Source organism: Advenella mimigardefordensis DPN7, from assembly GCF_000521505.1.
In the GTDB taxonomy this organism is placed as follows: Bacteria; Pseudomonadota; Gammaproteobacteria; order Burkholderiales; family Burkholderiaceae_B; genus Advenella; species Advenella mimigardefordensis.
This window is the reverse complement of the sequence record NZ_CP003915.1, coordinates 4,102,611-4,127,034: the sequence shown is the minus strand read 5'-3', so window position 1 is coordinate 4,127,034 and position 24,424 is coordinate 4,102,611. Positions and strand designations below refer to the sequence as shown.

Genomic DNA, 24,424 nt, shown 5'->3' with positions numbered 1-24,424 from the left:
TCCTTTAAAAATACGGGTTCTTGTGTCTTACACTGTGTAACTCGGCGCGCCTTAGCGCAACATCATCTGTATTTCCTGGAAAGCCTGTTGCACGACCGGTAGCTCCATGCGCTCGAATATGAGTTCGATTGGCGTCTTGAAAGTTAGCATTTTCTATAATGGCGTAATCAAAATTGGCATACGCCAAATTGCAACTTGTGAATACGGTGCCTTCACAGCGAGAGCGTTCAAATATGGAATATTCCAAGTTGGATCGACTGAAATCAGTATTGGTAAGTATCGCCTCAGACCAGACCGTCTTATTCAGCTGAGCGCCCTGACAGGACGCGTTGGTCAGCGTCGCCTGGGTAAATACGGTCTCTTCTGCATACAGGCCGTTCATTTGTGCGTCGGACAGCACGCATTGGGCAAACACCGAGCCCTTAACGTTTGCACCGGTAAAGTTGGCTCCTTGGAGTCGGCCTTCTGAAAACTGGCAAGCAACAAGTCGTTTGTTTGAGAAGTCCATCTCCCGCATATCGCAATCAATCAACATAACCTGATTAAACAATTCACTCTCCAGGTTTGTCTGTCTTAGATCTATTTCATAAAAAATAATCTTGTCGAGGTCTGCTCCGATGAATGAACACCCAGAGAGATCTGCTTCATGAAAAACACATCTGACGGCTTCACTCTTGCTCAGAAGTCCATTGCAAAAAATTACCTTTTGGAAGACAGTGTCTTCGATTTTGCAGTTCTCTAACTTTGCCTGTGTCATGTTGGATTCATTGAATATACTGTCTATGAGGGTACATGATGAGACTAGTGTTCCTGATAGCGTGGACGTCAGGAATGAACTGTCACTCAGATCGCTCGAGGTAAACTCGGCGCCTGTAAAATTGCAATTTGAAAATGTCACCTCTCTCAGATCGCAATTGATAAAGTGACAGCCCGAGAAATCCACCTTGTCAAATGTCATACCGGACAGGTCCATGCCGTCTATTTTCAAACCCGCAAAAACTTCATCAGAACATGGAGAACTCTCTTTGATATACCGCTGAAATATGTCCTCATTCATTTGCGAATAACCTGAACAGGTGTTGTTCGTTCTCTCTATAAACAGGATACAACTCCAGTTGATCCTTATATGCGCCGCTTAGTTTAGTGTCATTATCAATGTGTACCTTAGAAACATTGGTGCGAAACAAGGTCGCCCCTTCAAAATCAACTCCTGATAAATTGGCTTTTTCCAGAGAGGCTTCGATCAAGTTTGCATTTTTGAACGAGCTTCCGGTTAAGTCTGTTTTGTGAAATATGGCGTCTCGTGCGATTGCATGATCAAAGTTACTATAGGTTACGCGGGATTTTGAAAAATCTGATTCGGATATATCACTATAGGTAAACGTATTTTCTGTAATCGTCATATTTATGAAAGTACATTCTTTCAAACGGCTGCCCACAAATTTACACTTTATGAGCTGTGTATCATCTTCTATCAAGAGGTTGTCCAGGTGGCTTTTGACAAATTCACAGCTCTTCATGCTGCTTGTGGTAATTGACGCGTCCTTTAGCGTCGAGGACTCGAAAATAGTATTTTCCAACTGGCAGTCTAAAAAAGCCCATTTTTCAATCTGACATAGGTTGAATAAAACATTTTTTAGCGAGAAATGAGAGGACATACATGTTTCAAAGCGACATTCCCTATATGTTGAATCAGCAGAATCAAGATAATCACTCAGAATGTTCACGAATTTTGAACGCGTCACACTAGAGTTGGAAATGGATATTTTCATTAGTTCAGTGCTGTCGAAATTACATTCTTCCAATTTGGAGTGGGTTATGACGGATTCGGCAAGATTGGCGCGTGTGAAATTTACAGATTTCATTGTCACACGATTGAATCTGGATCGCACCAGGACAGCCTCGCTAAAATCTGCATCCGTAATGTTCGCATTCTCAAAATTAGCACTTTCTAAAAAGGACCCGGAGAAATCAGCGCCTTGTAAATCAAGATGACTTAAATCGGCCCCTGTAAAATCCAGACATGCCAAGGGCTCATTTTGCTGATAACGTCTTATGATCTCTGCGCGTAACGTCAAGCTTTTTTGAGGTTTCAGCGGCGCGACGGTTTGCTGATAGTGTGCTGAATACAGATATGATTTTCTGAGAGATTCTTTGATCTCTTCGGACTCATTATTCTTGGGCGAAGTCGTTTGCGTGTCGGGCCACCACATATTGCTTGAATGCTCTATTTGGTCAACAAAATCCAAATCAGGCGGCCCCGAGCGAGCTACTTTCCACGTTTTCAGATCGACATTTTCCATATTTTGCAGTTCTGCAATATAGCGATCGATTTCAGGTTCCTCTCTTTCCCGCATTAGCGCAATAGTTTGCAACTTCGCGTCCTCGGCGATTTTTTCCCAACGATCAGGATTGTCATCTATGTCCATTGGGTTTTCCGGAGGTCCCACAAACTCTGGGATGAGAGACTGATAGTCAAGGCCGTTTTGATCGAACCAGGCCTTGGTCTGAGCATGTTGCTGCTGCATGTACATATCTAGTCGACGGCCCAATCTATTTTTATCGACTGCCGGGTCCGGTTGCTCAAGTGCGCGCATCAAGGATGCAGGGATCAGCTCTTCGTCTTTGTCCAGATGATACATTGCCTCTTTAGGGTCAATCCTCCATCTGAGCACCTGTTCGTAATAATCTGCGCTTCTTGGCTCGTCGGTGGTTTCAATGGCAGCCATGGCCATTTCAACATCATCCGCTTCAGAGTCCAAGATGTCCATGGAACCATGAAACATCATGATATAAGACTTGGTATCCGGTAGAAGCCAAAGCGTCGATGCCTGCATGTTTTCCACATCTCTGATATATTGCTGATTTTTTTCATTTCGGGCTAGTACCGTAACTCTGGCTTGTAGATTTGCGATGGAGTCTTCCCAGCATGGCGTATCTGTATTCATGTTCCAGATTCGAAACGCGTCACCGAGTGGTAACTGCTCTAAATGAGTCCACTGTTGGTCTTCAGCAGCCATATTGAATATCGTTGGATCCATATCTGGAAGAAAGCCGGGGAAATCATATTTATACCAAGTGTCGCTGTAGGTGCCTTGCTTATTTATCCTTTGTGGATGAGTCAAGCCTATCGGTCCAAAGGAAGCAGGGGGTGGGCGATCAGATTTGCTTTGGATTGGACGCAATGGATCTTCAATGTTCGGCAGGGAAACTGTTTTAATGCCGTTGATGATTTGCTCATCTATGCCTTTTCCTTCAGGATTATAGGCAAACTGTTGCCCACCGAATGCATGGCTCCAATCGAGGGGCATGCCAGTGAACGGTTTTGCTGCGGTAGGGGAATTGTTGACCCAGAATCTGTCGCCGGTGACTTTTAGTGTTTTTTCAAGCGTTCCAACTTGTACCTTTACCATGCATTGTGTTTTATTGTCCTGATGATCTGTATAGGCGGCGCCACTGATCAGGTACTCTGGATAGGCCTTCGGCATAACCTGATCCAATACGCCTCCGCTGTCGAGTAAGGGTAATATATCTGACCATATTTCCTGATCCAAACCAAGAAACTGGCCGTGACGGTCACGACAAACATGAATATATACGCCGAACGCCAGTTTGGTTTGCCCACGCCACTGGAATGGCCTTGTTAAGAGGCCAGCACGAAATGGTTTAATTATTTTCATGAATTTAGGTTTCTGTTCTCTGGCCTTTGATATGTTTTACATATAACGCCTGTAATTTTTTATTATCCTTCTCCTTTGTGAAATCCATTCTTTCTAGTTTTTTTTCGCGACACTACCGATTTGAACTTGAAATACACCTAAATGAAGTCTTGTTTTCGACGGGAGCAGGAAATGGCGCCCTCTATTATAGGTTGACGACGAGCAATTCAGATAAACAGCCGATACGTTCATACTGTATCCATACAGAGCAAAATTGAACGGTGAATGTGCTGTTTTGCTGAAATAGAGATAGAAATCAAGTCCTACAATTTTCACGACATTCGTATATTTTTCTAATATCTCAGGTGCGTTGCATGTAATCTGGCTGTCTGTAAACCAACTCAACGTATTGTGATGAGTATGAGTAGACGCTGACTTGACCGTCTTTTCCAGGTCGTTTTCGTAATTAAACGTTGCGTCCTTGACGTACACATCTGTTGTGTCTTTTTTAAAAAGAGCCATGGTTACTTACCATAAAACAGTTAAGCCGGAATAGCTATAACCCTTATTGTTTTCATTGCGTTCACGTGTTTCGCATTTTTCTTTATTTAAAACATAAACATCAACAGCACAAAGGAAATAAGGGTAAGTAGCTTTGCCGTTGGTGGCTTTAAAAGGCGAAGGATTAAGAAATAATCCATATACTAGCGTATAGAGGCCAGCTACCTCAGTTTTCCTCGTTCGAGCATGTGTCGCAGTGATATTGGCACTCGAAATATTGCTTGCGGCTGCGCCAAAGTTGGCGACACCAAGTGAGAATGAGTGGCTGTATTGCCTCGTGACGGTATCGCCGTTACGGGTGAACGTTTGGTCGTTTGTGGTGAAAGTTTGTCCACTTGCATCGATCAGCAGGCCATTTTTATAAGTCAACGTAGAGGTGCCATTTACCGTCACGTTTTCTTTCTGTTCAAAAGTGGTCGTGACGTTAGCCTCGTATTTGTTTTCAAATGTCCCCTTATACAAGGCCATTATTCTTCCCCTTCAAGAAACGTTTGATTTGTTGGATTTAACATGTTCCGATTTGACCGTGACCATACGGATACCGCTAGCTTTGGTTTTTTTTCCCGTTTTGGTTTTTTCTACCTCAGTAAACCCAGATAGAGATCCGACTGTATACAAAACCTGGATTGGGTTCGCGTTAACCCAAAGGGCGACACCGTTACTGGTTACTATCGTGCCTGATGCCCAGGCCAGCCAAAGGGCTTTCACCATGAAAAAGCCGAATACGTTTACATTTGCCGCATAAATGGACATACTTAAACTGCCGGCTTTCGAGCCATGAGAGGTATCGATATCCCAACTGGCTACTTTTGCTGTGTCGAGAAAGGTTTGAGCGCGGATTTCCAGCTTTCCTGAATTAATGGTTAGCGTCATTCCGCTTTTGTAATTCTGTGTCGACTCTCCTGTAACTGTTTTGGTCTCTTTGCCATTTATTACGTTGTACGTTGCTTTTTTCTTATATATATCGGTGTAGGTGCCTTGATAACGAGCCATACCGCGCCTTTATTTCGGACAACACAAAGATAGTAAGGTCGGATCCGTGGGTGTACCTGGTTCGTCCGGCCCTTCCGGCCCTTCGGGATTGGCATCCGCCGTCCAATCCCCTTCTACCACAAGATTGGCTTTTCCTTTTATGTAGATATCTGCGTCACCGTCAATGTAATATGATGCCTTTTTCATTTTGACGTTCGTCTTACCCGTGCGTTCCAGATGGTATTCGCCCTGTTTTTCCTTTACTTTATCGGAGGTTATACTCCGATTTTTATACTTTTCCTTCGTGACGGCGCTGACCGTTTTTTCAAGGCCGCCCTCATAATGCAATTTCGTTTTTTCAACGACATGGTCATGTCGCTCTTTCATAACTTTTTTGAACTCACTGCCGTGAATAAGCGTATGAGAACTGCCACCAATACACGCGCGAAGATCCGCACCAATATCCATATCCAGTTGAGCCAGACATTTGGTGATCATATTCATTTGTGATCTCAGTGCGACCAGCTCTGCTCCCAGCGTGTCATCGAAATACATTAAATTCGTGGTGCTGGTATCCCCGAACACCGACTGACTCCTGAACCCGCTAATTGATGCTTTGCCTGGCAATTCCACCGGCGGCATATTATTGGCGTTATAAACCCGCCCCAATACAATCGGCCGATCCGGGCAACCGCCAATAAAGTCGACTACAACTTCATCTTTAATCCGTGGCAGTTGCAAGCCACCAAAGCCGCCACCCGCCCAGGGGCTGGAGACGCGAACCCAGCAGGAGCTGTTTTCATTTTTTTTGCCGTAGCGGTCCCAATGGAACTGCACTTTAATGCGGCCGTATTTATCGGTCCAGATTTCTTCGCCCTCAGGTCCTACTACGCGCGCGGTTTGCGGGCCGTGGGTACGGGGGATCGGCGTGATGCGGGGTGCACGGTACTGGATGGATGCAGGTAGGGCGATGAAGGATTCTTCGTAGAAATCTTCGGAATCCGTGCCTGTGGAATAGCCTGCAACGCTCATGCGGTAATTGACAGAGACGACCAGGTATTCTTTGTTTTCTGTAGACCTGGGGTGGTTCTTCAGGTTGAAGGTATAGCCGGCAGCAATGCCGCGGGCGTTGGCGATGCCGCGAACCTGTTCCTGGATGCTTTGCAGTTCCTGCAGGCGTACCCGCGAATATTGCTCGCCATGATCGGGCTCCTGAAAGCCGCCTTGCCATTCAAACATTTCCAGGTTGCCGTTTTGCGATCCGCCGGAACGTTTTGAGACGGAGTCCAGACTTGCGCCTGGTTTGGTGAAATCATAGTCGGTGGTGGCGTAGCCGTCAGGTGTGATCTGCGCGACGACTTCCCACATGGAGACGTATTCTTCCTGGGGCTTGCCCAGACGATCGGGACCGTAATAGGGGATCGAGTCGTATCCCGGCGTGGCCTTGTGGGATGAAATGTCATCTGTCATCACCAGGGTGTGCTGGCCGTTCTCGTGCTTGAAGTAGTAGTAAATACCTTCGTGTTCCATGAGGCGGCTGATAAACGCAAAGTCCGTTTCCTGGTATTGCACGCAATATTCCCAGTTGCGATAGGAGCCGCTGAGTTTCATTTCAAATGGATAGCCGTATTCGCCCAGAACTTCCTTGATAACGTCCGGTACGGTTTTCTGCTGGAAAATTTTATTGTCGGAGGTCTGGGTCAGGTACCAAAGCCACGGTTTAACGGTCGCCTTATAAATATAATAACGGGAGCTGGCGTTTTCGCGGCCAATCAGTTCGAAGCGTGTGACCTGACCATTCAGAAAGCGCGAGCCGGCCAGCGTTTCAATTTCAAGCGTCAGCGGCTTGCCAAGCAGGCTTTTGAGATCCAGGCTGTAATTGTCGGCAATCAGTTCTACGTCAAAATCGAATAATTGCGACAGGCCTTCGGAGCCATTCATTTGGCGAAAGCCCAGGCTGCCTCCTAGTGGTGTGTGTGCAACAATGGAGCGAAACTGGATTGAATTTGGAATATCCACGAAGTTGTCCTTAGGTAAAAGGATGCGTGCGTTGCTGGAAAATGTCTCAAAATTTTGTTTTTTTACAGATAGTTAATGATTTTTTTGTGGATTGTTTCATTAACATTACTATTGAGGGAAATGTACGCAATCTGGATATAAATTACAACTGTCGTATCTACCATATACGTAACAAAAAATTATTATTGCTGTAGTAATAATGTAATTTGTTTCATTTGCTAATTATAAACAGGCGACGGTCACTTTGCGCTTGAACTGGCATGATGCTATCGTGCTCCATTGCAACATTCCATGAATGCAATTGCTCGGCCTATCGTGGCATTCGGTGCGTCGAATCAGAGGCCGCCTTACCGCTTCTGAGCAGGGTGGCCAGGCAGGGTCGAACAGCGGTGATCTGTTGTGTTAAACTAAAGCTTTGCTGAGAATGAGACGTATTTCTATCTAACTTGCGCTCAAAGCACACAGCAGTTGCATCTTTGTCACGTGAATGATATCGGCCGTCACTATGCGGTTCGGCACAGGTAAATGCGTGGCTGAAACATTACATAATGCGTTTTTTCTATTCTTCTGTCGTATTCCTCTCTGTTCTTATCGCCTGGTTTGTCACCTCCAGTCTTGGGTTGGTAAGTGCATTTCTGCTGCCGTCTCCGCAGCGTGTCTGGTCAACTTTCATCACGCTTTTGTCCTCTGGCAAGCTCGTTCAACATATTGGCGTCTCGCTGGGGCGGGTTGGTGCGGGGTACGCAATTGCCGTATTGCTGGCCTTAGTGACCAGTCTGGCGATGGTTAACTGGAAGGCGCTGGCCCGCTTGCTGGATCCGCCAATGGAGTTTGTACGTCAGATTCCACCGCTGGCGCTGATGCCGCTTTTAATGCTCTGGCTGGGCATTGGTGAAACGCAAAAAATCGGCATCATTATTCTGGCCTGCTTTTTCCCGATTTTTCTTAGTTTCCGGGGCGGTTTTGCGCAGGTGGATCCCAAGTTGATTGATGTCGGCCGCGCCGCAGGCTTCAGCCGCCTTCAACTGATGCGCAGAATCGCCATTCCGGCCGCATTGCCAGCAATGTTTGTCGGTTTGCGTGTGGGGCTGGGCTATGGCTGGCGCGCACTGGTCGGAGCTGAACTGATTGCTTCAGCTGCAGGTCTGGGCTATATGATTCTTGATGCACAGGACTTGGCGCGAACCGACATTGTGCTGGTGGGGGTTCTGGTTATTGGCATTATCGGATTGTTGGCCGATAGCGGGCTCAAGGCGCTGGTACGGTGGCGTTTCCCCTGGTTGCGTCAGGAAATGGAGCTGCCTCATGCCTGAACTGCGTGATATTCGTCATGGTTACGTGCTGCCCAATGGTACGCGCCGGGAGGTCTTGCAGGGTATCGATCTGAAGCTGGATAAGGGTGGGTTTTACGTTCTGCTGGGCCGCTCCGGTTGTGGCAAATCAACTTTGTTGCGCCTGATGGCGGGGTTGGAAATACCTGATGCGGGTCAGTTCGAGCATGCTGGTGAGTCGGTTGGCGTGGTTTTTCAAGAACCGCGACTGATGCCCTGGCTCACGGTGGCGCAAAACGCCGGTTTTCTACTGGGATCGAAGCTGGCTGGTCATGAAATAGACTTACGGGTCAGCCGGGCATTGAAAATGGTCGGTCTTCATGATGTTCGTGATGCGTGGCCGAACCAGTTGTCGGGTGGCATGGCACAACGTGTGGCGATCGCCCGTGCGTTGGTCGTGCAACCAGCGCTTTTGCTGATGGATGAACCGTTCGGAGCGCTCGACGCGTTTACGCGCAAGCAGATGCAGGATGATCTGGTCAGGATCTGGCGCGAACTGGGGCACACTATTGTGTTCGTTACGCATGATCTGGAGGAGGCGGTCCGTCTGGGTCAGACTATTCTTGTGATTGATCAGGGCTGTTTCACCCTGCGCCTGGACCTTGATGCCGCCTATCCGCGCACCGGGGCTGAACCTGCGATCAATTCGGCTCGCCAACGTCTGTTGGATCGGCTGTTCGCCTGTCCCAACTCAAACTCTTAAGGAAGTCTTATGAATAAACGCGCATTTATGCGGACTGCCGCATTGGTCGTATGCCTGCTCACTTCAGGCGGCAGTTTTGCAAAAACGACAAAAGCCGCTGTCTCCTACGTGACGGCACCTTTTAACGTTCCCTCAATTATCATGCGCGAAAAAGGGTATCTGGATGAGGCTTTTGCTGCTCATGGGGTGACACTGACTCATCCTGAGATCACTTCCGGGGCTGCGCAAACCCAGGCACTTGCGGCTGGCCAATTGCAGATCGCTTCGGTACTGGGAGGAACGTCTGCGATTCTTGCCAATGCAAATGGAGCGGATGTTGTCGTCATGGGCGCGTATGCGCGTGCACCTAAAGCGTATTTCATCATGGCGGCGGCCAATGGTCCTGCGGATATCAAATCGCTTAAGGGAAAAAAAGTGGCCGGCCCCAAGGGAACGGTGCTCAATCAATTGCTGGCAGCGGCACTGGCATCTGAAAAACTGACTTTGAATGACATAGAGTATATCAATATGGATCTGCCAACCGCGCGTGCCGCGCTGCTGGCCGGCCGCGTTGATGCTGTTACGCTCGCCGGCGCCAATGCCACGCAGGTAGAGTCCGCTGGCGGTCATGTCATTGTCAATGGCGAGGGCCTGATCGCTCCGACAACGGTGATCGGAACCAGTCGCGCTTTTGCTAACGCTAATCCTCAATTGCTCAAGGCCTACTTTCAGGCGCATCTGAAGGCGCTCGAATTTATGCGCACACACCCGGACGAAGCGCTGGCCATCGCTGCCAAAGACCAGGACATCAGTCTTGATGAAGCGCGCAAGCAATATGCGCTTTATGATTTTGATCCCAAAATGACCGAGGCGGATGTGGCCAATCTTCAGGCCGATCAGGCGTTCATGGTCTCTGCTGATATGCTTGAAGCGTCCAGCAAGATCGATATTCGCAAGGATCTGATTCTGCCATCAGCCTTTGACATCAAATAACAAATGAGGTGGGTAGCAGTCGCTACTCATTTCGCTTGCGAGTAAATATATGAAACTTTCGCTTCTTGACCAAGTCCAGATCGGGACCGGGCGTGACAGTGCAAGTGCGATTGCCGATACGATTGCGCTATCGCGTCATCTTGATAAATTGGGTTTTACACGACACTGGATCGTCGAGCATCATGCTGTGCCGTATGAGGCTTGCGTTGATCCGATGGTATTGGCATGCGCTTTGGCAGCTGCCACCACTAACATCCGGATAGGTGTCGGGGGTGTGTTGCTGAACAATTACAGTCCCTATAAAGTAGCCGAAAGTGCTCAGACGCTTGCTGCATTGTATCCGGGGCGCTTTGATCTGGGTTTGGGGCAGTCAGTGTCGGGCCCTTTGCCGGATCTGGCGCTGCAACCGGATCGTAGTCGCCCGCTATTGCATGATCAGGGCGACAAGATTCATGAGTTGCTGGGGCATCTTTTTGCGGATTTGCCGGCGGATCATGCTTTTGCACGTCTTAAGGTCATGCCCGATGTCGCACCTGTTCTGCCCTGGGTCATGGCAGTTAGTCCTGCTTCGGCAGCCCGTGCGGGGGTGCTGGGTTTACCGCTAGCACTTTCGGCTTTTCATAAGCCGGAATTAGCGGTCGCGTCTGCAGCCAGTTATCGCAGTTCATTTCAGGCTTCGCGCCGCAAGGGCTTGCCGCAATCGCCACAGCTTTTTCTGGCAATCAGACTGAGCACGGGTGTGGATCAGAACCAGGCGGAACGCCTGGCGATGCCGATGCGATGGTGTTTTGATCAGCGTCGTCGATTGGATACCATGCCTGATCGCTTGCCGTCTGTGGAAGAAGCCGTGACGCTGGCCGGTGGTGTTTGGCCTGCGGAGACGGCAGAATGGCCAATGTACACAATATGCTCTTTACGGGATTTGCGCGACCGTTTGCATACGATGGCGCACGCCGTTGATTGCGACGAGATCATGCTGCAAGACGTATTGCCTGATCCGGACATGAGGCTTGCGCATTACACGGCGATCGCGCAGGCGTTGGCCAATTAAGTGTGATGGCGGTTGTTTTATGGGTTATTGTCGCTGGTGCTGCTTTGTACCGGCTACGTCGCTGCAGCCATCAATGATCCTGCTGCAGGATCGGCGTGCTTTGGCGAAGCCTCGGGTGCGCAGAATGGCCATCTTACTTGTTACACGGCCACTGCTGCTACCCTGGTCTTTTTATTACCAGCGACCACCGGCACCGCCCCCGCCGCTGGAGCCACCACCAAAACTGCTTCCAGAGGAACTGCTGCTTGAGCCGCCTGAACCCGAACTTGATCCTGACTCTGAGCTGCGTTGCAGGACGGGAAGTGTAACCATACCGAGTGATTTCTTATAATCACAAAAGTCACATTCCTGAATATTTTCACCTGTGCCTGTTTTTGAATAAGTGGGGCGCTTCAGCACTTTGACTGCTGGCTTTTTCAGTGTATTGCCATGGCATGATGGACAACGACTGTAATGATCAGACTCGCTCCCGGCAAACTCGACCAAGCTGGTGGCACCTGTTGCGTCATCGCGCCAGATTTCATACGATCTGGCATCAATTTTTTCCTCTCGCAAATGCAATTTGCCCAGATATTGTTCAAGGTCTGCAGATTTGAGCGAGTCACGGTTCAGGCGGGTCCAGGGTCTTTTGCTATCAGGAGGCGTTGCCCGCGCTCGCATATCTTTCTGATTCCTCGCCAGATTAAAATAAGCCTTGTACGCGAACGGCGACAGCAGCAGTGGCAAGAGGCTCATGCGGACGAACGCGATTTGCATCTGAAGGGCTGTTTGTTTATCTTTACTGCCCTTTTTGAGAAATTGAATGGCCTGGTGATAATGAAAGAACAGATACAGGGCGCCGAACGCAGCGACAAAATAGGGTAGATTGTTGAATCGATAGACTTGGTCAACGATTTCCAGAAAAACGAAAACAAAGAAAGTCAGGAATAAAAGAAACAGGTAGCTGAAAAAAGCGTACCAGAACACATGTCCGTCATATTTCTTTTTTGAAGTCATGAACTTTTTCCGTGCACGCTCTCGCGCCCAGCGAATCCATCCATAGCCTATGGCAAATAAAATAATCACTCCCAGCGACTGCTCAAAGGCGGCTGCGTGTTTATTCCAGAAAGTGGGCCGATAGGCTTGCAGGCCTGCCAGTTCAAGTTGATGCGCAGGAGACAGGAATACGCTTTGAACCGCCTTGGCCGTAGCCAGTAAGGCCATGTCCGTGTTACCCGACTTCAGATACGGCACCAGATAGGTTTCACCGATCTCTTTTAACAATGCATCAGGAAAAACCCCTTCAATGCCATAGCCGCTGATAAAACGGTATTCGTGCCGATCCATTGCAAGAAACAGCAGCAAGCCATTATCACTGCCCTGTTTGCCTATTTTCCAGTGAGAAAAGAGATCCATCGCAAAGCTAAAGTCGCTGGGACCCTCATAATCGTTGACTACAACAATGGCAAATTCACTGCCGTTGTTTTGCTCAATCGATGTGCTGATCTGGTTCAGTTCTGCGGCGGTGTTGCCGGAGACGTAGCTATCGGGGTCGCTTAAATAATAATTGTGCCCCTGGGCTTTAGGATTAGGGATCGACTCGACCGTATACTGGGCCAGTGCGTTGACGCAAAAAAAGAGCGCGAACAGGAATGAAAAAGGGGCAATGAAATTTTTTTTCACGATAGAGCCAGCAGTTTATCGGCAGAATATTTTTTTCGGAGATGTCGCCACCATGGCCCTATCTTAATGATCTGGCGCCAACCCTCTAAGAGGGGCGTTTGTGCCGCGTATTTTACCTATAAATGTGTGTGGTTGCGCGTGACACACGGTAAGGGCTTGATGTGAATATCATCTGGCAGGTCAGGTGTCTTTCATTTGGAAAAATTGAATTGTTATTTCATGGCCTGATCGTAGCTCAATTGCAGACCAGCCCAAAACTCATCAGAAGTGGCGAAGTAGCGTGACAAACGCAAGCCTGTGTCTACAGTTATTGGACGATTTCCCGCAATAATCTCATCGACGCATCTTTGTGATACGTCAATTTCTTTTGCCAACTGGTGCTGGCTGATATTCATAGGTTGTAGAAACTCTTCCAGCAGGATTTCGCCGGGCGTTGGGAAAGGTACGGTACGCATAGTCACCTCTTAGAGATCGTCCTCAACTGTATTAGCAACACCAACTGATCGTATCAAGGTTGTGGACAGAATCAATTCGTAGTTTCCGAAAGTGCAAAGCAAGATAACCGAAGATTCAGCGATACGCCATTGGCAGCAAATTCATCTCCAGCCACACTCACATCAAGCCCGCGACATTGCGAATACGGGTTAATCCCTATATTCAGGCTTTAATTATAAAACGTATGATCGCCATATTGTATGACAATCAGACATATGGAGATTAACTTGAATAGCCAGAAGATTGGTTTTATCGGCCTGGGACGTATGGGTCTACCCATGATGACCAACCTGCTCAGGTCAGGTTGGCAGGTTCATGTTTTTGACACATCTGCCGATGCCTGCTCAGCAGCTCAGGCATTGGGCGCGATCGTTGAACAAAGCGTGCAGGCGGTAGCAGATTCTGCGGAGACGGTCATGCTGAGCTTGCCAACCCCAGCTATTGTTGAATCGGTGTTATCTCAGTTGGTGAATGGCAAACAGGTAAGCCGAGTTATTGATTTATCCACGATAGGCATTCGAGCTGCCCGGCGTGCGCAGGAGATTGTCAGTAAGCACGATATCCATTGGATCGAAGCGCCGGTTAGCGGTGGCGTGACCGGTGCGTCTGCCGGTACGTTGACCCTGATGGTTTCGTGTCCAGCTGTGCTGCGTGAAGCTATTGAACCGGTGCTGCGGGCATTGGGGACGGTTATGTATGCCGGCGAAGCTCCCGGCCTGGCGCAGGCGGCAAAACTTGCGAACAACATGTTGTCGGCTGCTGCATTGGTTGCGTCATCGGAGGCGATCTCCATGGCGGTCAAAGCGGGTGTGGAACCTACTGCACTACTTGGAATTATCAATTCAAGTAGTGGTCGCAACACAGCAACTACCCACAAGATTCCCAACGAGGTGCTTAGTCGCCGCTTTCAGGTGGGGTTTGCCAACAAGCTCTCGCATAAAGATGTCACGTTATGCATAGAGGAGGCCGCTTCTATGGGAATACCGATGCCCGTCAGCGTCGCCATCAGAGAAATGCTGGCCATTACCACTGCAACGTTTGGAGACAATGCAGATATATCGGACGTTGCTCGGGTGCTTGAGCAGTGGTCGGGCATCACCATTGAAGATAAAGCCGCGTAATGATGCAGAGCGATCTTAATTATTTATCAACCATTCCATTACTGTAAAGGAACCATTATGAACAACGAACTGTATGAAAAAGGCCTGAAGGTGCGCCGTGAGGTGCTGGGCGCTGAATTTGTCGACAAATCGATCGCAAGTGCGACCGATTTTAACCGGATCGCTCAGGAAATCACGACCACCGCATGCTGGGGGTTGTGTTGGGGTAATGATGATTTGACACGCCGTGAGCGCAGCCTGGTGAATCTGGCCATGATCTCGGTTTTGAATCGGCCGCATGAGTTGTCGCTTCACGTCAAGGGCGCACTGCGCAATGGTCTGACGGAAACGGAAATTCGCGGTGCCCTGACGCACGTCGCCATCTATGGCGGGATTCCGGCGGGAATGGATTCGTTCCGTATCGCTTCGCAGGCGATCAAGGAGTTCCGCGAGCAGGAGGCGGAGCAGTCCGATCAATAAATCATGTTTACACCGGGTCCGCTGCAGTCAAGTGTCAGTGTGGCCCCACTGGCTCCCCAAAAAGAGCCCATAGAAAACCAAGAGGGAGGAGACGTTCATGTTAAAACACACTCGTCATTGGCTGGCGGCCGCATTTATAGCCGTTGTAGGTAGCGCCAACGCTTACCCGGATAAAGCCATCACCATGATTGTGCCGTATGCTACCGGTGGATCGACGGATGGACTGGCACGTATTGTGGCAGACGCGATGGGTAAGTCCATCGGTACTTCGATAATTGTGGAGAATATTGGAGGCGTGGGAGGGGTACCAGGCGTTCAGAAGTTTCTGCGCGCCAAAACCGATGGATACACCATCATGCTCAGCAATATGGGTTCTTTTGCCATAGCGCCAACGCTATATCCGCATATGAAGTTTGATCCTAAGACAGAAATGGAACCATTGGGCCTGGTTGCGGAAGTGCCGATGGTGCTTTCGGTGAGTGCTTCCAGTGGCATCAAGGATCTTCCTGCACTGCTTAAGCGTATGCGTGATTCCTCGAAACCCCGGATCAACCTGGGCAATGGCGGGCCCGGTGGCACGGGGCATATTGGCGCCGAATACTTTTTGTATTTGACCAAAACCACGAGTGAAATGATTCCCTATCGTGGTACCGGTCCGGCATTGGTCGATTTGATGGCCGGTACGGTCGATGTGGTTATTGACCAGACAGTTGCAATGATTCCCGCGAGCAAAGGAAAGCGAATTGTCCCGCTGGCCGTTGCGAGTCCTGAGCGTATTCCCCAGATGCCCGACACGCCGACCTTTGCGGAAGGCGGGGTTCCTGATTTCGACATGTCCGTATGGAACGCCATCGCCGCTCCCAAGGGGATCCCCCATGATCGTGCAGAAAAGCTGGTTAAAGCATTGAATGTCGCGCTAGACGATCCGAAAGTGAAGACCGCACTTGACTCGCTGGGAGCGATCGCGCCCGAAGGAGAGCGACGTGGTCCGCAGGAAATGCATAGGCTAACACTGCGCGATCTGGATCGTTTTGAAAAATTAATTAAAGATGCAAACATTCCGATCAATAACTAGAATCTGCCGGAACATGGGGCCGTCAATGTCACCCTGGTTCCGGCACTGCTTCTCTAACAGGAGTTTGAAGCGTGATTGTGCATGATAAGTTTTATATCGACGGACAGTGGGTAGCACCCCATGGTGCAGAGACTTTTACCGTTATCAATCCGTCGACCGAAAGCCCGTGTGCCACCATTGCTATGGGTGATGCGACAGATGTAGATCGCGCCGTAGATGCGGCAAAACGCGCCTTGCCTGCGTTCATGGCTACCAGCAAAGCGCAGCGGCTTGATCTGTTGCGGAGAATTCTGGTTGCTTATCGAAGTCATTATGAAGAATTTGCGCAACTGATGAGCCTGGAGATGGGCGCGCCAATTACTTTTGCGCGTGAAGCCCAGGCAATGAGAGGCGTTGCGCACCTGACAGAAGCCATATCTGTTCTTGAAAAATTTGATTTTGAATGGAACGAGGGCACCACGAGGATGCGCCTGGAGCCGATTGGGGTATGTGGTCTCATTACCCCCTGGAACTGGCCGATAAATCAGATCGTTGTAAAACTGGCACCAGCCATCGCGGCAGGTTGCACCACGGTTTTGAAGCCGAGTGAATTTTCGCCGTTGAGCAGTATGCTCTTTGCCAGGGTGATGGACGAAGCAGGCGTGCCGGCTGGCGTTTTCAATCTTATACTCGGCGATGGTCTGACTACCGGTGCTCGGTTGGCTGAACACTCTGATGTGGCCATGATCTCGTTTACCGGCTCTACCCGGGCGGGTATTGAGGTGGCCCGCTGTGCGGCACCAACCGTCAAGCGGGTCGCTCAGGAACTGGGAGGTAAGTCAGCCAACATTCTTCTCGACGACGTTGATCTTGAGCAGGCGGTCACCAAGGGCCTGGCCGGATGCTTTACTAACTCCGGTCAATCGTGTTCGATACCAACGCGCATGCTGGTGCCCAGAGCGCTGATGGCTCAGGCTACAGATATTGCAGCCAGGGTGGCGGCAGACTATATTGTGGGGCCGGCAGATAAGCCTGATTCGCGCCTTGGGCCCGTCGTCAATAAGCGTCAATTCGAGAGCATTCAAGCGTTTATTGCAGATGCAATGGCTGAAGGTGCCACCCTGATTGCAGGCGGACCGGGCAGGGTAGCGCCGTATGACAAAGGCTATTATGTGCGGCCCACAGTTTTTTCTGACGTTACACCGGACATGCGTGTCGCTCGTGAAGAGATCTTCGGGCCTGTGCTGGTTATGATGGCCTATGACTCGGTCGATCATGCGGTGGACATTGCCAATGGGACGAAGTATGGGTTGGCCGGATACGTTCAGGGCAAGGACCCTGCTCGGGTGCAGGATGTAGCCCGCCGGCTGCAGGCCGGCACCATTCACCTGAACTATCCGCACGCAGACTTCGGCGCAGCCTTTGGTGGTTATAAGCAATCGGGCAATGGCAGGGAATGGGGCAAGGCGGGATTGATGGAGTATCTTGAACTAAAAAGCATGGTTGGCTTTCACCACTGATTATTGAAATTACCCACATCATATAAAGGGCATTAAAAATGACTAAACCACAATTGGGATTTATTGGTCTGGGCAGCATGGGCAAGCCCATGGTCCTGAATCTGGCGCGGGCTGGCTACGCCGTTGCTGTGTACGATGCAAATGCACAAGCGGCAGCGCAGTTGAGCAGCGAGCATATTCGAGTGATGGACACCCCCGCGGCGGTGGCCGAGCATGCCGCAATCATTATTACGATGTTGCCCACCAGCGCCATCGTAGAAGAAGTACTCACTGGCCCTGAGGGGGTGTTTGCTGCCATGCGACCGGGTACGATCATTGTTGACATGAGTTCGGGCGTACCGGATATGACCAAGGTGCTGGCCGCCGAGGCGAAAAAGCGTGATGCTCAGTTGGTGGATGCACCAGTGTCGGGCGGCGTCACCAGAGCGCAGACGGGTGAGTTGTCTATTATGTATGGAGGCAGTGACGAAACGCTCAAACACATTGAGCCTATCCTGCAGGTCATGGGATCAAGCGTGGCGCGTACCGGTGATGTGGGCACCGCTCATGCCATGAAAGCCTTAAATAATCTGGTCTCGGCGGGGGGCTTTCTAATCGGTATAGAGGCAATTCTGCTTGGCAAGCAGGGCGGCCTGGATCCGGAAGTAATGGTCGATATTCTAAATGCATCCACCGGAATGAACAACTCAACTCAGAAGAAATTCAAGCAATTTGTCCTGTCCGGAAAGTATAATGCTGGTTTTGGCTTAGAGTTGATGGTCAAGGATCTGGGCATTGCGTTGGGCCTGGATGAGGGGCACAAGGCGCAGTTTTCACAGCGCTGCCTTGAAATCTGGAGTGACGCCAATAACACACTTGGCAAAGGGGCTGATCATACCGAATTGGCCAGGCACGTGTCGCAAAGCATCGGCGTACCATTAACGTAAAAACGGGCCGATCCTCCCTATTACAGGTCTACCCATGAGCATTAAATTCGAACGTGTTGATGTATCGCTAAAAAAACAAGTGATTGATGCTATGCGAAAAGCAATCGTCGAGGGCTCATTCGTACCCGGTCAGAAGCTGGTGGAAAGAGAATTGTGCCAATGGTTCGATGTTAGCCGATCATTGATGCGTGAAGTGCTTCAGCAGCTTGAAGCGGAAGCACTCATTACCATCGTCCCTTTTCGCGGGCCTATGGTTTCCGAAATTCAGCTTGATGAGGCTAAATCGATCTACGCGGTTCGACAGGCACTGGAAGCGCTGGCCGGAGCAGGGTGCGCTCAGTTCGCGTCCGAGAGCGACATTGCGGCTCTGCAAACCAATCTTGCCCTGATAGCCCAATGTCAGGGAGCTGCGGACCAAAAAGCTCTCGTGAATGCAAAGAACGAGTTTTACAATGTTTTGCTAAATGCTTGCGGCAACCCGGTAGTAAAAGAGATACTCACCGGGTTGAATAACCGGATTAATTCTCTGCGCAGACTTTCCATGGGTCAGCCTGGACGACTGACTGATACGGTCCATGAGTTGCAGGAGATCATCGATGCAATTCGCAACCGCGATGCGCAGTTGGCGTCGCGGCTTTGCGCTGAGCACGTGGGAAAAGCTGCGAACATTGCGTTGCAGGTAATGGCGAAGCAAACCGAAGAGGTCAGCTCGACGAAAGATGTGGCGACCCATCAGTAGTTAAACGCAGACTGCTATTGCTGTGAGTTACTTATCGTCACGTGATATTTCAACCTAAGTCGTCTCGTGGACATGGCAAGGGGAAATGGATTTCGTGTCGGACAATGATAACTCGGGCAGGGAAGAATACTCTGTTTAAACATATTGCGCAGTCCACCGATGCACCTGCCAGACGGCGGTATATTTCTCTACCAGTATTACTGTGGTCAGTATCCTGTGAAAAAAACCTCTTCCTTCTCCCCCCAATCTCCTTGCCCTTGCGGCACCCCATCAAGCTACGAGGCTTGTTGCGGGCGCTGGCATCACGGTACCCAACGTCTGCAGGCGCCAGACGCACAAACGCTGATGCGCTCCCGCTATGCCGCTTTCGTCCTTGATGAGCTCGACTATCTGCTGGAAACCTGGCATAGAAGTACCCGTCCTGCATCTCTGGAACCCAACGCACCCGGTACCCAGTGGCTGGGGCTGGATGTGCGAGGCCATGCTCAGCAGGACGATGACCATGCCACGGTGGAGTTTGTTGCCCGGTCCCGCCAGAATGGCCGCGCAGCCCGTCTGCATGAGGTGAGTCGCTTTGTACGTGAAGACGGGCGGTGGTTTTATGTGGACGGCGATTTTGTCGAAAAGGCGCGCCCGGCAGGCGCACGGCGGACGCGGTAAACCCTTGCCAGCTATTCGTCCCGAGCCAGCACTTGCTCCAGTTTCCCAAGAAACTGTGGCCATCCGGCTTTCGCGCCACCCAGCGCCTGTTTCTGTTCGGGCCGGAAACCTGATTGCTCCACACGCAGATGCGTACCTGTCGCGATTGGGGTGAGCGTAAAAGTAACGACGCTTTTCAAATCAAAATCGGGATTGTCATTAGGAAAATTCCAGGTGTAGGACAAAACTCGATTTTGCTCAATGGTGAGAACTTCGCAATCGAGCACACCGCCCCAGTCGCCCTGTAATTTAAAACGATGGCCAACGGTGGGCGCAAAATCGTTTTTCATCAGCCATTCTTCGATCAGATAAGGTACGGTAAGCGCTCGCCAGACCTTTTCAGGAGGGTGAGCAAGCTCACGTTCTACAACAACGGAACGTATTTCAGGTGTGGTTGTGGTCATTGGTCTATCCTTTGGAGAAGCGTTTCAAGGTCGTCGAACCGGCTTTCCCAGAAGCCGGTCATTCTGCTGGTCCAGTCAACCAGCGGTGCCAGCGCACTGCGTCTTGCGCTGTAATGCGTCTGCCGGCCTTCATGGCGGTCTGATACCAGCCCTGCCTGCTTGAGAAGTGCCAAGTGTTTTGAAACGGCCGGCTGAGATACACCGGCTTGTGCCGTTAAGGCGGCGACGGTTTGCTCTCCGTCGCGGCAAAGTCGTTCGAAAATCGCCCGGCGAGTCGGGTCGCCAAGCGTGCGGAACAGCAAATCGTCAGGGTGTGGGGCAGAATTATTCATAGCTATTCGGTTATGTATTATTTATAATAACCGCACGGTTATGAATTTGTCAAGGGCTGATTGCGGATTTATTTGTTGTCGAGGCAAGCGGATAACAGCCCGTTTAATATGTCGGCTGTCATGGTACTGGCGGAATAGTGTGAACTGTAGATGGACTTATTCGATATTGGAAAATGCCTGTTGTAGCGAGATGTACTCAGTTGCCAGGCATTGGCCACCGACATGCCAGATGTTTTTCACGCGGTCGGTAGAAACGAGAATACGTGAATGTTGTGCGTGTTTTCCACCCTGAAAAATATTTACCGTCGAATGTGTCTTGTTCTTTGAAATATGATTCGCCACAGTGGGGGCGATCGCTCCGGTAGCCATATCTTCATTATCACCCGAATAGATTGGAAAGTGTCGTGCTGCTATGCTCGCAGCTTGCGGGTCAGAAATATCACAAAAGGCATAAATACCAGTGGTATTTAAAGCTTCACATATGTGATCGCGCGATTGGCCGTTAATTTGCATTGCTTCCAGATAAGTTCTGTCCGGGAATGCAATCACCAGCTTTTCACGGACGGCCCCGGACGACCGATAGGCTTTCACCTGGTTTATTGTGCAATAGTCTGGATTGGTGAGTCCTAGTGAGTGGAGAAGATGGGTGATAACCTCGCTCTCCGTTATGTCTACTAATGGAAACGCCTCTTGTTCATATGACCAATATCCCGGCTCATTTTGTTGTACTGAAATGATTCTGTTCAGAACGCGAAGCGAGATCGGCGATGGTAATTGATGGTGCTGGAATAACCATGCTGCGGCCGCTAAAGTTCCGTGTCCGCAGAAGTCGATTTCCCCGTTTGCCACAAAATACCTCAATTGGTATGTGTTCGAATCTGGCTGCCATTGAGCCCACGTTACTTCGCAGTCAACATGTCTGGCAAGCCGACAGCAGGTCCCCTGATCAACAGGGTCGCCCGGCTTGGATGCGATTACGAACGAAGGATTACCTGATTTTCCGGAAACACAAAATGCGTAACTGAGTCCACCGAAACACATGAAAAATCTCTACTGATTCATAAAAATTGCACTATAGCAGACTGGTGGCGGCAAGGCGGGAGCAGGCGTCAAAGTGCTCGCGCAGGTTCGGTGCGCTTGGGGCGGACTAAAAGAGGCATGATGATCAGCAAGGGAAATGAGCCCGAATCATCCCTGCCACTTAGCGCGTTGGTATGCCGTTGGCCTGCTCCTGCCTGACCAGTCGGCGTACGCCACCGATAAATTGTTTTTCCAGTGTACTTGGCGGACCCTGTTCCCGGTAGATGACTACCAGATCAAGTGTGATGGGCGGGTCGAAATAAATGTATCGGGATTGATCTTTCAGTACAAACTTGGCAGTGAATTCGTCCACAATCGCAAGCCGGTCTTCGTACTCGGCAATGGCCGCCGCGACATAGTAGGTCTCTACCTTTACCTGGTTGGTAAATTGGTAGGGGATAGCCATGGCTTCTATGATGCGGGTAACAGGATCTCCTGCAGAATAGGTAATCAGCTTTCGGAAGTCTGCCTGGCGAGGGTCATTCACCTGGTCGCGGCGTGGTCCGGCCAGCACCATGTTCACTTTGGCAATCGTCGAGGATAAACAATCCGGATATTCGTCGGGCTTGAACGTAAAGGCGATATTGATCTCGCGCGAGCGCAATTTGCGGATCAGCTCCGATTCATGCCCCGTGGTGATTTCGATGTTGATATCCGGATATCGTTGCCTAATAAGTGACACGGCCTGGGGCATTAGGTGCAGGCCCAGGCTTGGCAGGCAGCCCAGTTTGAGTGAACCGGCCGGATGCTGGTGGATATTGGATGCCAGCGACCGAATATGCTCCAGCTGATTCATCATCCTTTCAATTTCTGGCGCCAGCGACTGCGCTTCAGGTGTCAGTTTTAGTCTCCCTTTGACTCGCTCGAAAAGTTTGAATTTAAGCTGCAACTCAGCATGCCCCAGGGTTTTGCTGACCGCCGATTGGGAAATATTGAGCAATTGCGCCGCGCGACTGACTGAACCGGTCGTGCGTATGGCATGAAATATTTCGATATGTCTGATCTTCACTGGTGTCCCATGCTATGAGCTTGAGTTATAGATGATATAACTTTTTTCCATTGCATACTATGCCCTTTGCCCGCAAAATACTCAGATAAAGCTCGATCTTCCCATTTGCCATTTTTCAAGTGTGTTACCCGGAGAGCCGTCATGATCAGATTTCATTCACTTTTGAAAGTCGGAGTTGTTGTTGCCTGTGCGCTCAATGTCGGTCAGGCAGCAGCCAACCAGTTCCGACTAGGCATTGCAAAGGATTTACTCACGCTGGACCCCATCGCATCCAGCGATAATCCATCCATCTGGACCCAACTGCTGATATATGATCAATTGGTCAGGCCGTCAGCGGACGGGACCAAGATCGAACCGGGGCTTTCAGATAAATGGGAAATCAGCCCGGACGGTAAAACTTATACCTTTCATCTCAGAGAAAACGCCAAATTCAGCGACGGAAAGCCGGTCACCGCTGACGATGTCATCTTCTCACTGAAGCGGGCGGCAGGAGAAAAATCCGGTTGGGCCCGCTTCTTTAAACCTATTACAGGCTATGAGAAGGTGGACGACAATACTGTTAAGCTTAGCCTGAACGAGCCTTTTACACCGATGCTCAATAATCTGGCGCTGTTTTCTGCGTCCATATTGCCGGCAGCGCAACTGGAACAAAAAGGCGAGGCGTTTTTCGATGCGCCGATAGGCAGCGGTCCGTTCTCGCTCAACGCCTGGCAGAAAGGTCAACGTGTATCACTGGATAAGAATCCCAATTATTGGCAGCAAGGAAAGCCCGCTGTGGATCAGGCCTCGCTGGAAATTATCGGGGACGATAATGCGCGCATTCTCAAATTGAAGGCCAGTGAACTGGACGCGGCAATGGACATCCCATTTAATCAGGTCGCCATGCTGGAGAAGGATTCGAATATCAAGACAGCCGTGGCCAAAGTGTTTCGCACGGATTTGGTGCAATTAAATACCAGCAAAAAGCCATTTGATGATATTCGTGTTCGTCAGGCGTTGAATTATGCCGTTAATAAGCAAACAATTATCCAGGGGGTCTTAAAGGGTAATGGGGAGCCGGCAGCATCTTCCTTGCCTGTCATGGCGCATCACAATACGGATATAAAGCCGTACCCGTTCGATTTGGCCAAGGCCAAACAGTTGCTTGCCGAGGCCGGACTGGCGGACGGTTTCAAGGCAACGTTGCTTATTCCGTCTGGCGATGTGACTTCCCGGCAGGTGGGTCTGGTCATTCAGAATGCCCTGAGCAAGATCGGCGTGACGATTCAGCTGCAGACCATCGAGAGCAGTTCCCAGTTTACAACGACCAAAGCAGGCAATTACGAGATGTCGCTGACTTTCACGACCAGCGATACGATCGATCCGGATCAATTGATCGGCTTTACTGCTGTTAATCCGGAGCGGGCCAATGCCTTGCATACGAACTGGAAAAGCGAACGTGTGAACGAGCTTTATGCAGCAGAACGGAAAACGCCTGAGGGCGCTGAGCGCGGGAAAATGTTCCAGGAAATTGAAGCCATCGTGAACAAGGAAGCACCGTTTATTTTTCTGTATCACCAAGGGGTTCCTTATGCCTATCGATCCAATGTCGACGGATTCAAAGTACTCCCTACGTCCAACTACAGGATTGAGGACGTTAAGGTGAAGTAAGCGCCA

23 protein-coding genes are annotated in these 24,424 nt (G+C 50.1%); 12 read left to right on the top strand and 11 right to left on the bottom strand.

What is annotated here, in order from left to right:
* Positions 1-4 precede the first annotated feature (4 nt).
* From MIM_RS18905 to MIM_RS18880, 5 genes are all read right to left on the bottom strand, one after another.
* Positions 5-1,057: a pentapeptide repeat-containing protein gene (locus tag MIM_RS18905; RefSeq protein WP_025374327.1), complete on the bottom strand. Its 1,053-nt coding sequence runs from the start codon at positions 1,055-1,057 to the stop codon at positions 5-7.
* Entirely contained in the window at positions 1,050-3,680 is a 2,631-nt protein-coding gene (locus tag MIM_RS18900; protein WP_025374326.1) for a DUF2169 family type VI secretion system accessory protein, read from the bottom strand. Before MIM_RS18900 ends, MIM_RS18905 begins: the two co-directional genes overlap by 8 nt.
* A 507-nt stretch (positions 3,681-4,187) precedes the next feature.
* Positions 4,188-4,688: a hypothetical protein gene (locus MIM_RS18890; RefSeq protein ID WP_014752143.1), complete on the bottom strand. Its 501-nt coding sequence runs from the start codon at positions 4,686-4,688 to the stop codon at positions 4,188-4,190.
* Positions 4,689-4,700: 12 nt separating this feature from the next.
* On the bottom strand, positions 4,701-5,213 hold the full coding sequence (locus MIM_RS18885; protein WP_025374324.1) for a hypothetical protein: 513 nt from the start codon (positions 5,211-5,213) through the stop codon (positions 4,701-4,703).
* A 9-nt stretch (positions 5,214-5,222) separates the two neighbouring features.
* Positions 5,223-7,211 (bottom strand): type VI secretion system Vgr family protein, encoded by a 1,989-nt coding sequence (locus tag MIM_RS18880; RefSeq protein ID WP_025374323.1) that lies wholly within the window; start codon positions 7,209-7,211, stop codon positions 5,223-5,225.
* A 548-nt stretch (positions 7,212-7,759) separates the two neighbouring features.
* Here MIM_RS18880 and MIM_RS18875 point away from each other — a divergent pair.
* From MIM_RS18875 to MIM_RS18860, 4 genes are read left to right on the top strand one after another with little or no spacing between them, the layout of a single operon-like run.
* Positions 7,760-8,524, top strand: a complete 765-nt coding sequence (locus tag MIM_RS18875; RefSeq protein ID WP_025374322.1) for an ABC transporter permease — start codon at positions 7,760-7,762, stop codon at positions 8,522-8,524.
* Positions 8,517-9,245 (top strand): ABC transporter ATP-binding protein, encoded by a 729-nt coding sequence (locus tag MIM_RS18870; protein ID WP_025374321.1) that lies wholly within the window; start codon positions 8,517-8,519, stop codon positions 9,243-9,245. Before MIM_RS18875 ends, MIM_RS18870 begins: the two co-directional genes overlap by 8 nt.
* A 9-nt stretch (positions 9,246-9,254) precedes the next feature.
* On the top strand, positions 9,255-10,217 hold the full coding sequence (locus tag MIM_RS18865; RefSeq protein ID WP_025374320.1) for an ABC transporter substrate-binding protein: 963 nt from the start codon (positions 9,255-9,257) through the stop codon (positions 10,215-10,217).
* A gap of 49 nt (positions 10,218-10,266) precedes the next feature.
* A complete protein-coding gene (locus MIM_RS18860) occupies positions 10,267-11,268 on the top strand; it encodes an MsnO8 family LLM class oxidoreductase (RefSeq protein WP_025374319.1) in 1,002 nt (333 codons plus the stop codon).
* A gap of 174 nt (positions 11,269-11,442) precedes the next feature.
* On the opposite strand, the gene MIM_RS22270 is transcribed toward MIM_RS18860, so the two are convergent.
* Entirely contained in the window at positions 11,443-12,930 is a 1,488-nt protein-coding gene (locus MIM_RS22270) for a TPM domain-containing protein (RefSeq protein WP_025374318.1), read from the bottom strand.
* A 212-nt stretch (positions 12,931-13,142) separates the two neighbouring features.
* Entirely contained in the window at positions 13,143-13,385 is a 243-nt protein-coding gene (locus MIM_RS18850; protein ID WP_042070564.1) for a HigA family addiction module antitoxin, read from the bottom strand.
* Positions 13,386-13,625: 240 nt separating this feature from the next.
* On the opposite strand from MIM_RS18850, the gene MIM_RS18845 reads away from it, so the two are divergent.
* The 7 genes from MIM_RS18845 to MIM_RS18815 all read left to right on the top strand — a co-directional run bounded on the left by MIM_RS18845 (position 13,626) and on the right by MIM_RS18815 (position 19,904).
* Entirely contained in the window at positions 13,626-14,546 is a 921-nt protein-coding gene (locus MIM_RS18845; protein WP_084459037.1) for an NAD(P)-dependent oxidoreductase, read from the top strand.
* A 57-nt stretch (positions 14,547-14,603) separates the two neighbouring features.
* Positions 14,604-15,005, top strand: a complete 402-nt coding sequence (locus MIM_RS18840) for a carboxymuconolactone decarboxylase family protein (protein WP_025374316.1) — start codon at positions 14,604-14,606, stop codon at positions 15,003-15,005.
* 97 nt (positions 15,006-15,102) lie between these two features.
* Positions 15,103-16,080, top strand: a complete 978-nt coding sequence (locus MIM_RS18835) for a Bug family tripartite tricarboxylate transporter substrate binding protein (RefSeq protein ID WP_025374315.1) — start codon at positions 15,103-15,105, stop codon at positions 16,078-16,080.
* 71 nt (positions 16,081-16,151) lie between these two features.
* Positions 16,152-17,579, top strand: coding sequence for an aldehyde dehydrogenase family protein (locus MIM_RS18830; protein WP_042070560.1), 1,428 nt, complete (start codon positions 16,152-16,154; stop codon positions 17,577-17,579).
* A 38-nt stretch (positions 17,580-17,617) separates the two neighbouring features.
* On the top strand, positions 17,618-18,505 hold the full coding sequence (locus tag MIM_RS18825; protein WP_042070557.1) for an NAD(P)-dependent oxidoreductase: 888 nt from the start codon (positions 17,618-17,620) through the stop codon (positions 18,503-18,505).
* A gap of 34 nt (positions 18,506-18,539) precedes the next feature.
* The gene (locus tag MIM_RS18820; protein ID WP_025374313.1) at positions 18,540-19,244 is read left to right on the top strand and encodes a GntR family transcriptional regulator; all 705 of its coding nucleotides are present in this window, start codon (positions 18,540-18,542) and stop codon (positions 19,242-19,244) included.
* Between the two features lie 216 nt (positions 19,245-19,460).
* Positions 19,461-19,904: a YchJ family protein gene (locus tag MIM_RS18815; protein ID WP_025374312.1), complete on the top strand. Its 444-nt coding sequence runs from the start codon at positions 19,461-19,463 to the stop codon at positions 19,902-19,904.
* A gap of 11 nt (positions 19,905-19,915) precedes the next feature.
* Here MIM_RS18815 and MIM_RS18810 read toward each other — a convergent pair whose 3' ends face one another.
* From MIM_RS18810 to MIM_RS18795, 4 genes are all read right to left on the bottom strand, one after another.
* The gene (locus MIM_RS18810) at positions 19,916-20,347 is read right to left on the bottom strand and encodes an SRPBCC family protein (RefSeq protein WP_025374311.1); all 432 of its coding nucleotides are present in this window, start codon (positions 20,345-20,347) and stop codon (positions 19,916-19,918) included.
* Positions 20,344-20,679, bottom strand: coding sequence for an ArsR/SmtB family transcription factor (locus MIM_RS18805; RefSeq protein ID WP_025374310.1), 336 nt, complete (start codon positions 20,677-20,679; stop codon positions 20,344-20,346). Before MIM_RS18805 ends, MIM_RS18810 begins: the two co-directional genes overlap by 4 nt.
* Positions 20,680-20,835: 156 nt before the next feature.
* A complete protein-coding gene (locus MIM_RS22710) occupies positions 20,836-21,720 on the bottom strand; it encodes a PhzF family phenazine biosynthesis protein (protein WP_025374309.1) in 885 nt (294 codons plus the stop codon).
* A 160-nt stretch (positions 21,721-21,880) separates the two neighbouring features.
* Positions 21,881-22,768 carry a LysR family transcriptional regulator gene (locus MIM_RS18795; RefSeq protein ID WP_025374308.1) on the bottom strand — a complete coding sequence of 296 codons (888 nt, stop codon included), beginning with the start codon at positions 22,766-22,768 and terminating at the stop codon, positions 21,881-21,883.
* 141 nt (positions 22,769-22,909) lie between these two features.
* Between MIM_RS18795 and MIM_RS18790 the strand changes: the two genes are divergently transcribed.
* Complete coding sequence (locus tag MIM_RS18790) at positions 22,910-24,418, top strand: ABC transporter substrate-binding protein (protein ID WP_025374307.1); 1,509 nt, start codon at positions 22,910-22,912, stop codon at positions 24,416-24,418.
* Positions 24,419-24,424 lie beyond the last annotated feature (6 nt).

Bases quoted from the DNA above. Each gene is read 5' to 3' on its own strand.
- MIM_RS18905 (WP_025374327.1), bottom strand. From the start codon at position 1,057: ATGAATGAGGACATATTTCAGCGGTATATCAAAGAGAGTTCTCCATGT.
- MIM_RS18865 (WP_025374320.1), top strand. From the start codon at position 9,255: ATGAATAAACGCGCATTTATGCGGACTGCCGCATTGGTCGTATGCCTG.
- MIM_RS18860 (WP_025374319.1), top strand. From the start codon at position 10,267: ATGAAACTTTCGCTTCTTGACCAAGTCCAGATCGGGACCGGGCGTGAC.
- MIM_RS18840 (WP_025374316.1), top strand. From the start codon at position 14,604: ATGAACAACGAACTGTATGAAAAAGGCCTGAAGGTGCGCCGTGAGGTG.
- MIM_RS18810 (WP_025374311.1), bottom strand. From the start codon at position 20,347: ATGACCACAACCACACCTGAAATACGTTCCGTTGTTGTAGAACGTGAG.
- MIM_RS18885 (WP_025374324.1), bottom strand. From the start codon at position 5,213: ATGGCTCGTTATCAAGGCACCTACACCGATATATATAAGAAAAAAGCA.
- MIM_RS18790 (WP_025374307.1), top strand. From the start codon at position 22,910: ATGATCAGATTTCATTCACTTTTGAAAGTCGGAGTTGTTGTTGCCTGT.
- MIM_RS18850 (WP_042070564.1), bottom strand. From the start codon at position 13,385: ATGCGTACCGTACCTTTCCCAACGCCCGGCGAAATCCTGCTGGAAGAG.
- MIM_RS18900 (WP_025374326.1), bottom strand. From the start codon at position 3,680: ATGAAAATAATTAAACCATTTCGTGCTGGCCTCTTAACAAGGCCATTC.
- MIM_RS22710 (WP_025374309.1), bottom strand. From the start codon at position 21,720: ATGTGTTTCGGTGGACTCAGTTACGCATTTTGTGTTTCCGGAAAATCA.
- MIM_RS18820 (WP_025374313.1), top strand. From the start codon at position 18,540: ATGAGCATTAAATTCGAACGTGTTGATGTATCGCTAAAAAAACAAGTG.
- MIM_RS18875 (WP_025374322.1), top strand. From the start codon at position 7,760: ATGCGTTTTTTCTATTCTTCTGTCGTATTCCTCTCTGTTCTTATCGCC.
- MIM_RS18825 (WP_042070557.1), top strand. From the start codon at position 17,618: ATGACTAAACCACAATTGGGATTTATTGGTCTGGGCAGCATGGGCAAG.
- MIM_RS18835 (WP_025374315.1), top strand. From the start codon at position 15,103: ATGTTAAAACACACTCGTCATTGGCTGGCGGCCGCATTTATAGCCGTT.
- MIM_RS18870 (WP_025374321.1), top strand. From the start codon at position 8,517: ATGCCTGAACTGCGTGATATTCGTCATGGTTACGTGCTGCCCAATGGT.
- MIM_RS18890 (WP_014752143.1), bottom strand. From the start codon at position 4,688: ATGGCCTTGTATAAGGGGACATTTGAAAACAAATACGAGGCTAACGTC.
- MIM_RS18805 (WP_025374310.1), bottom strand. From the start codon at position 20,679: ATGAATAATTCTGCCCCACACCCTGACGATTTGCTGTTCCGCACGCTT.
- MIM_RS18845 (WP_084459037.1), top strand. From the start codon at position 13,626: ATGACAATCAGACATATGGAGATTAACTTGAATAGCCAGAAGATTGGT.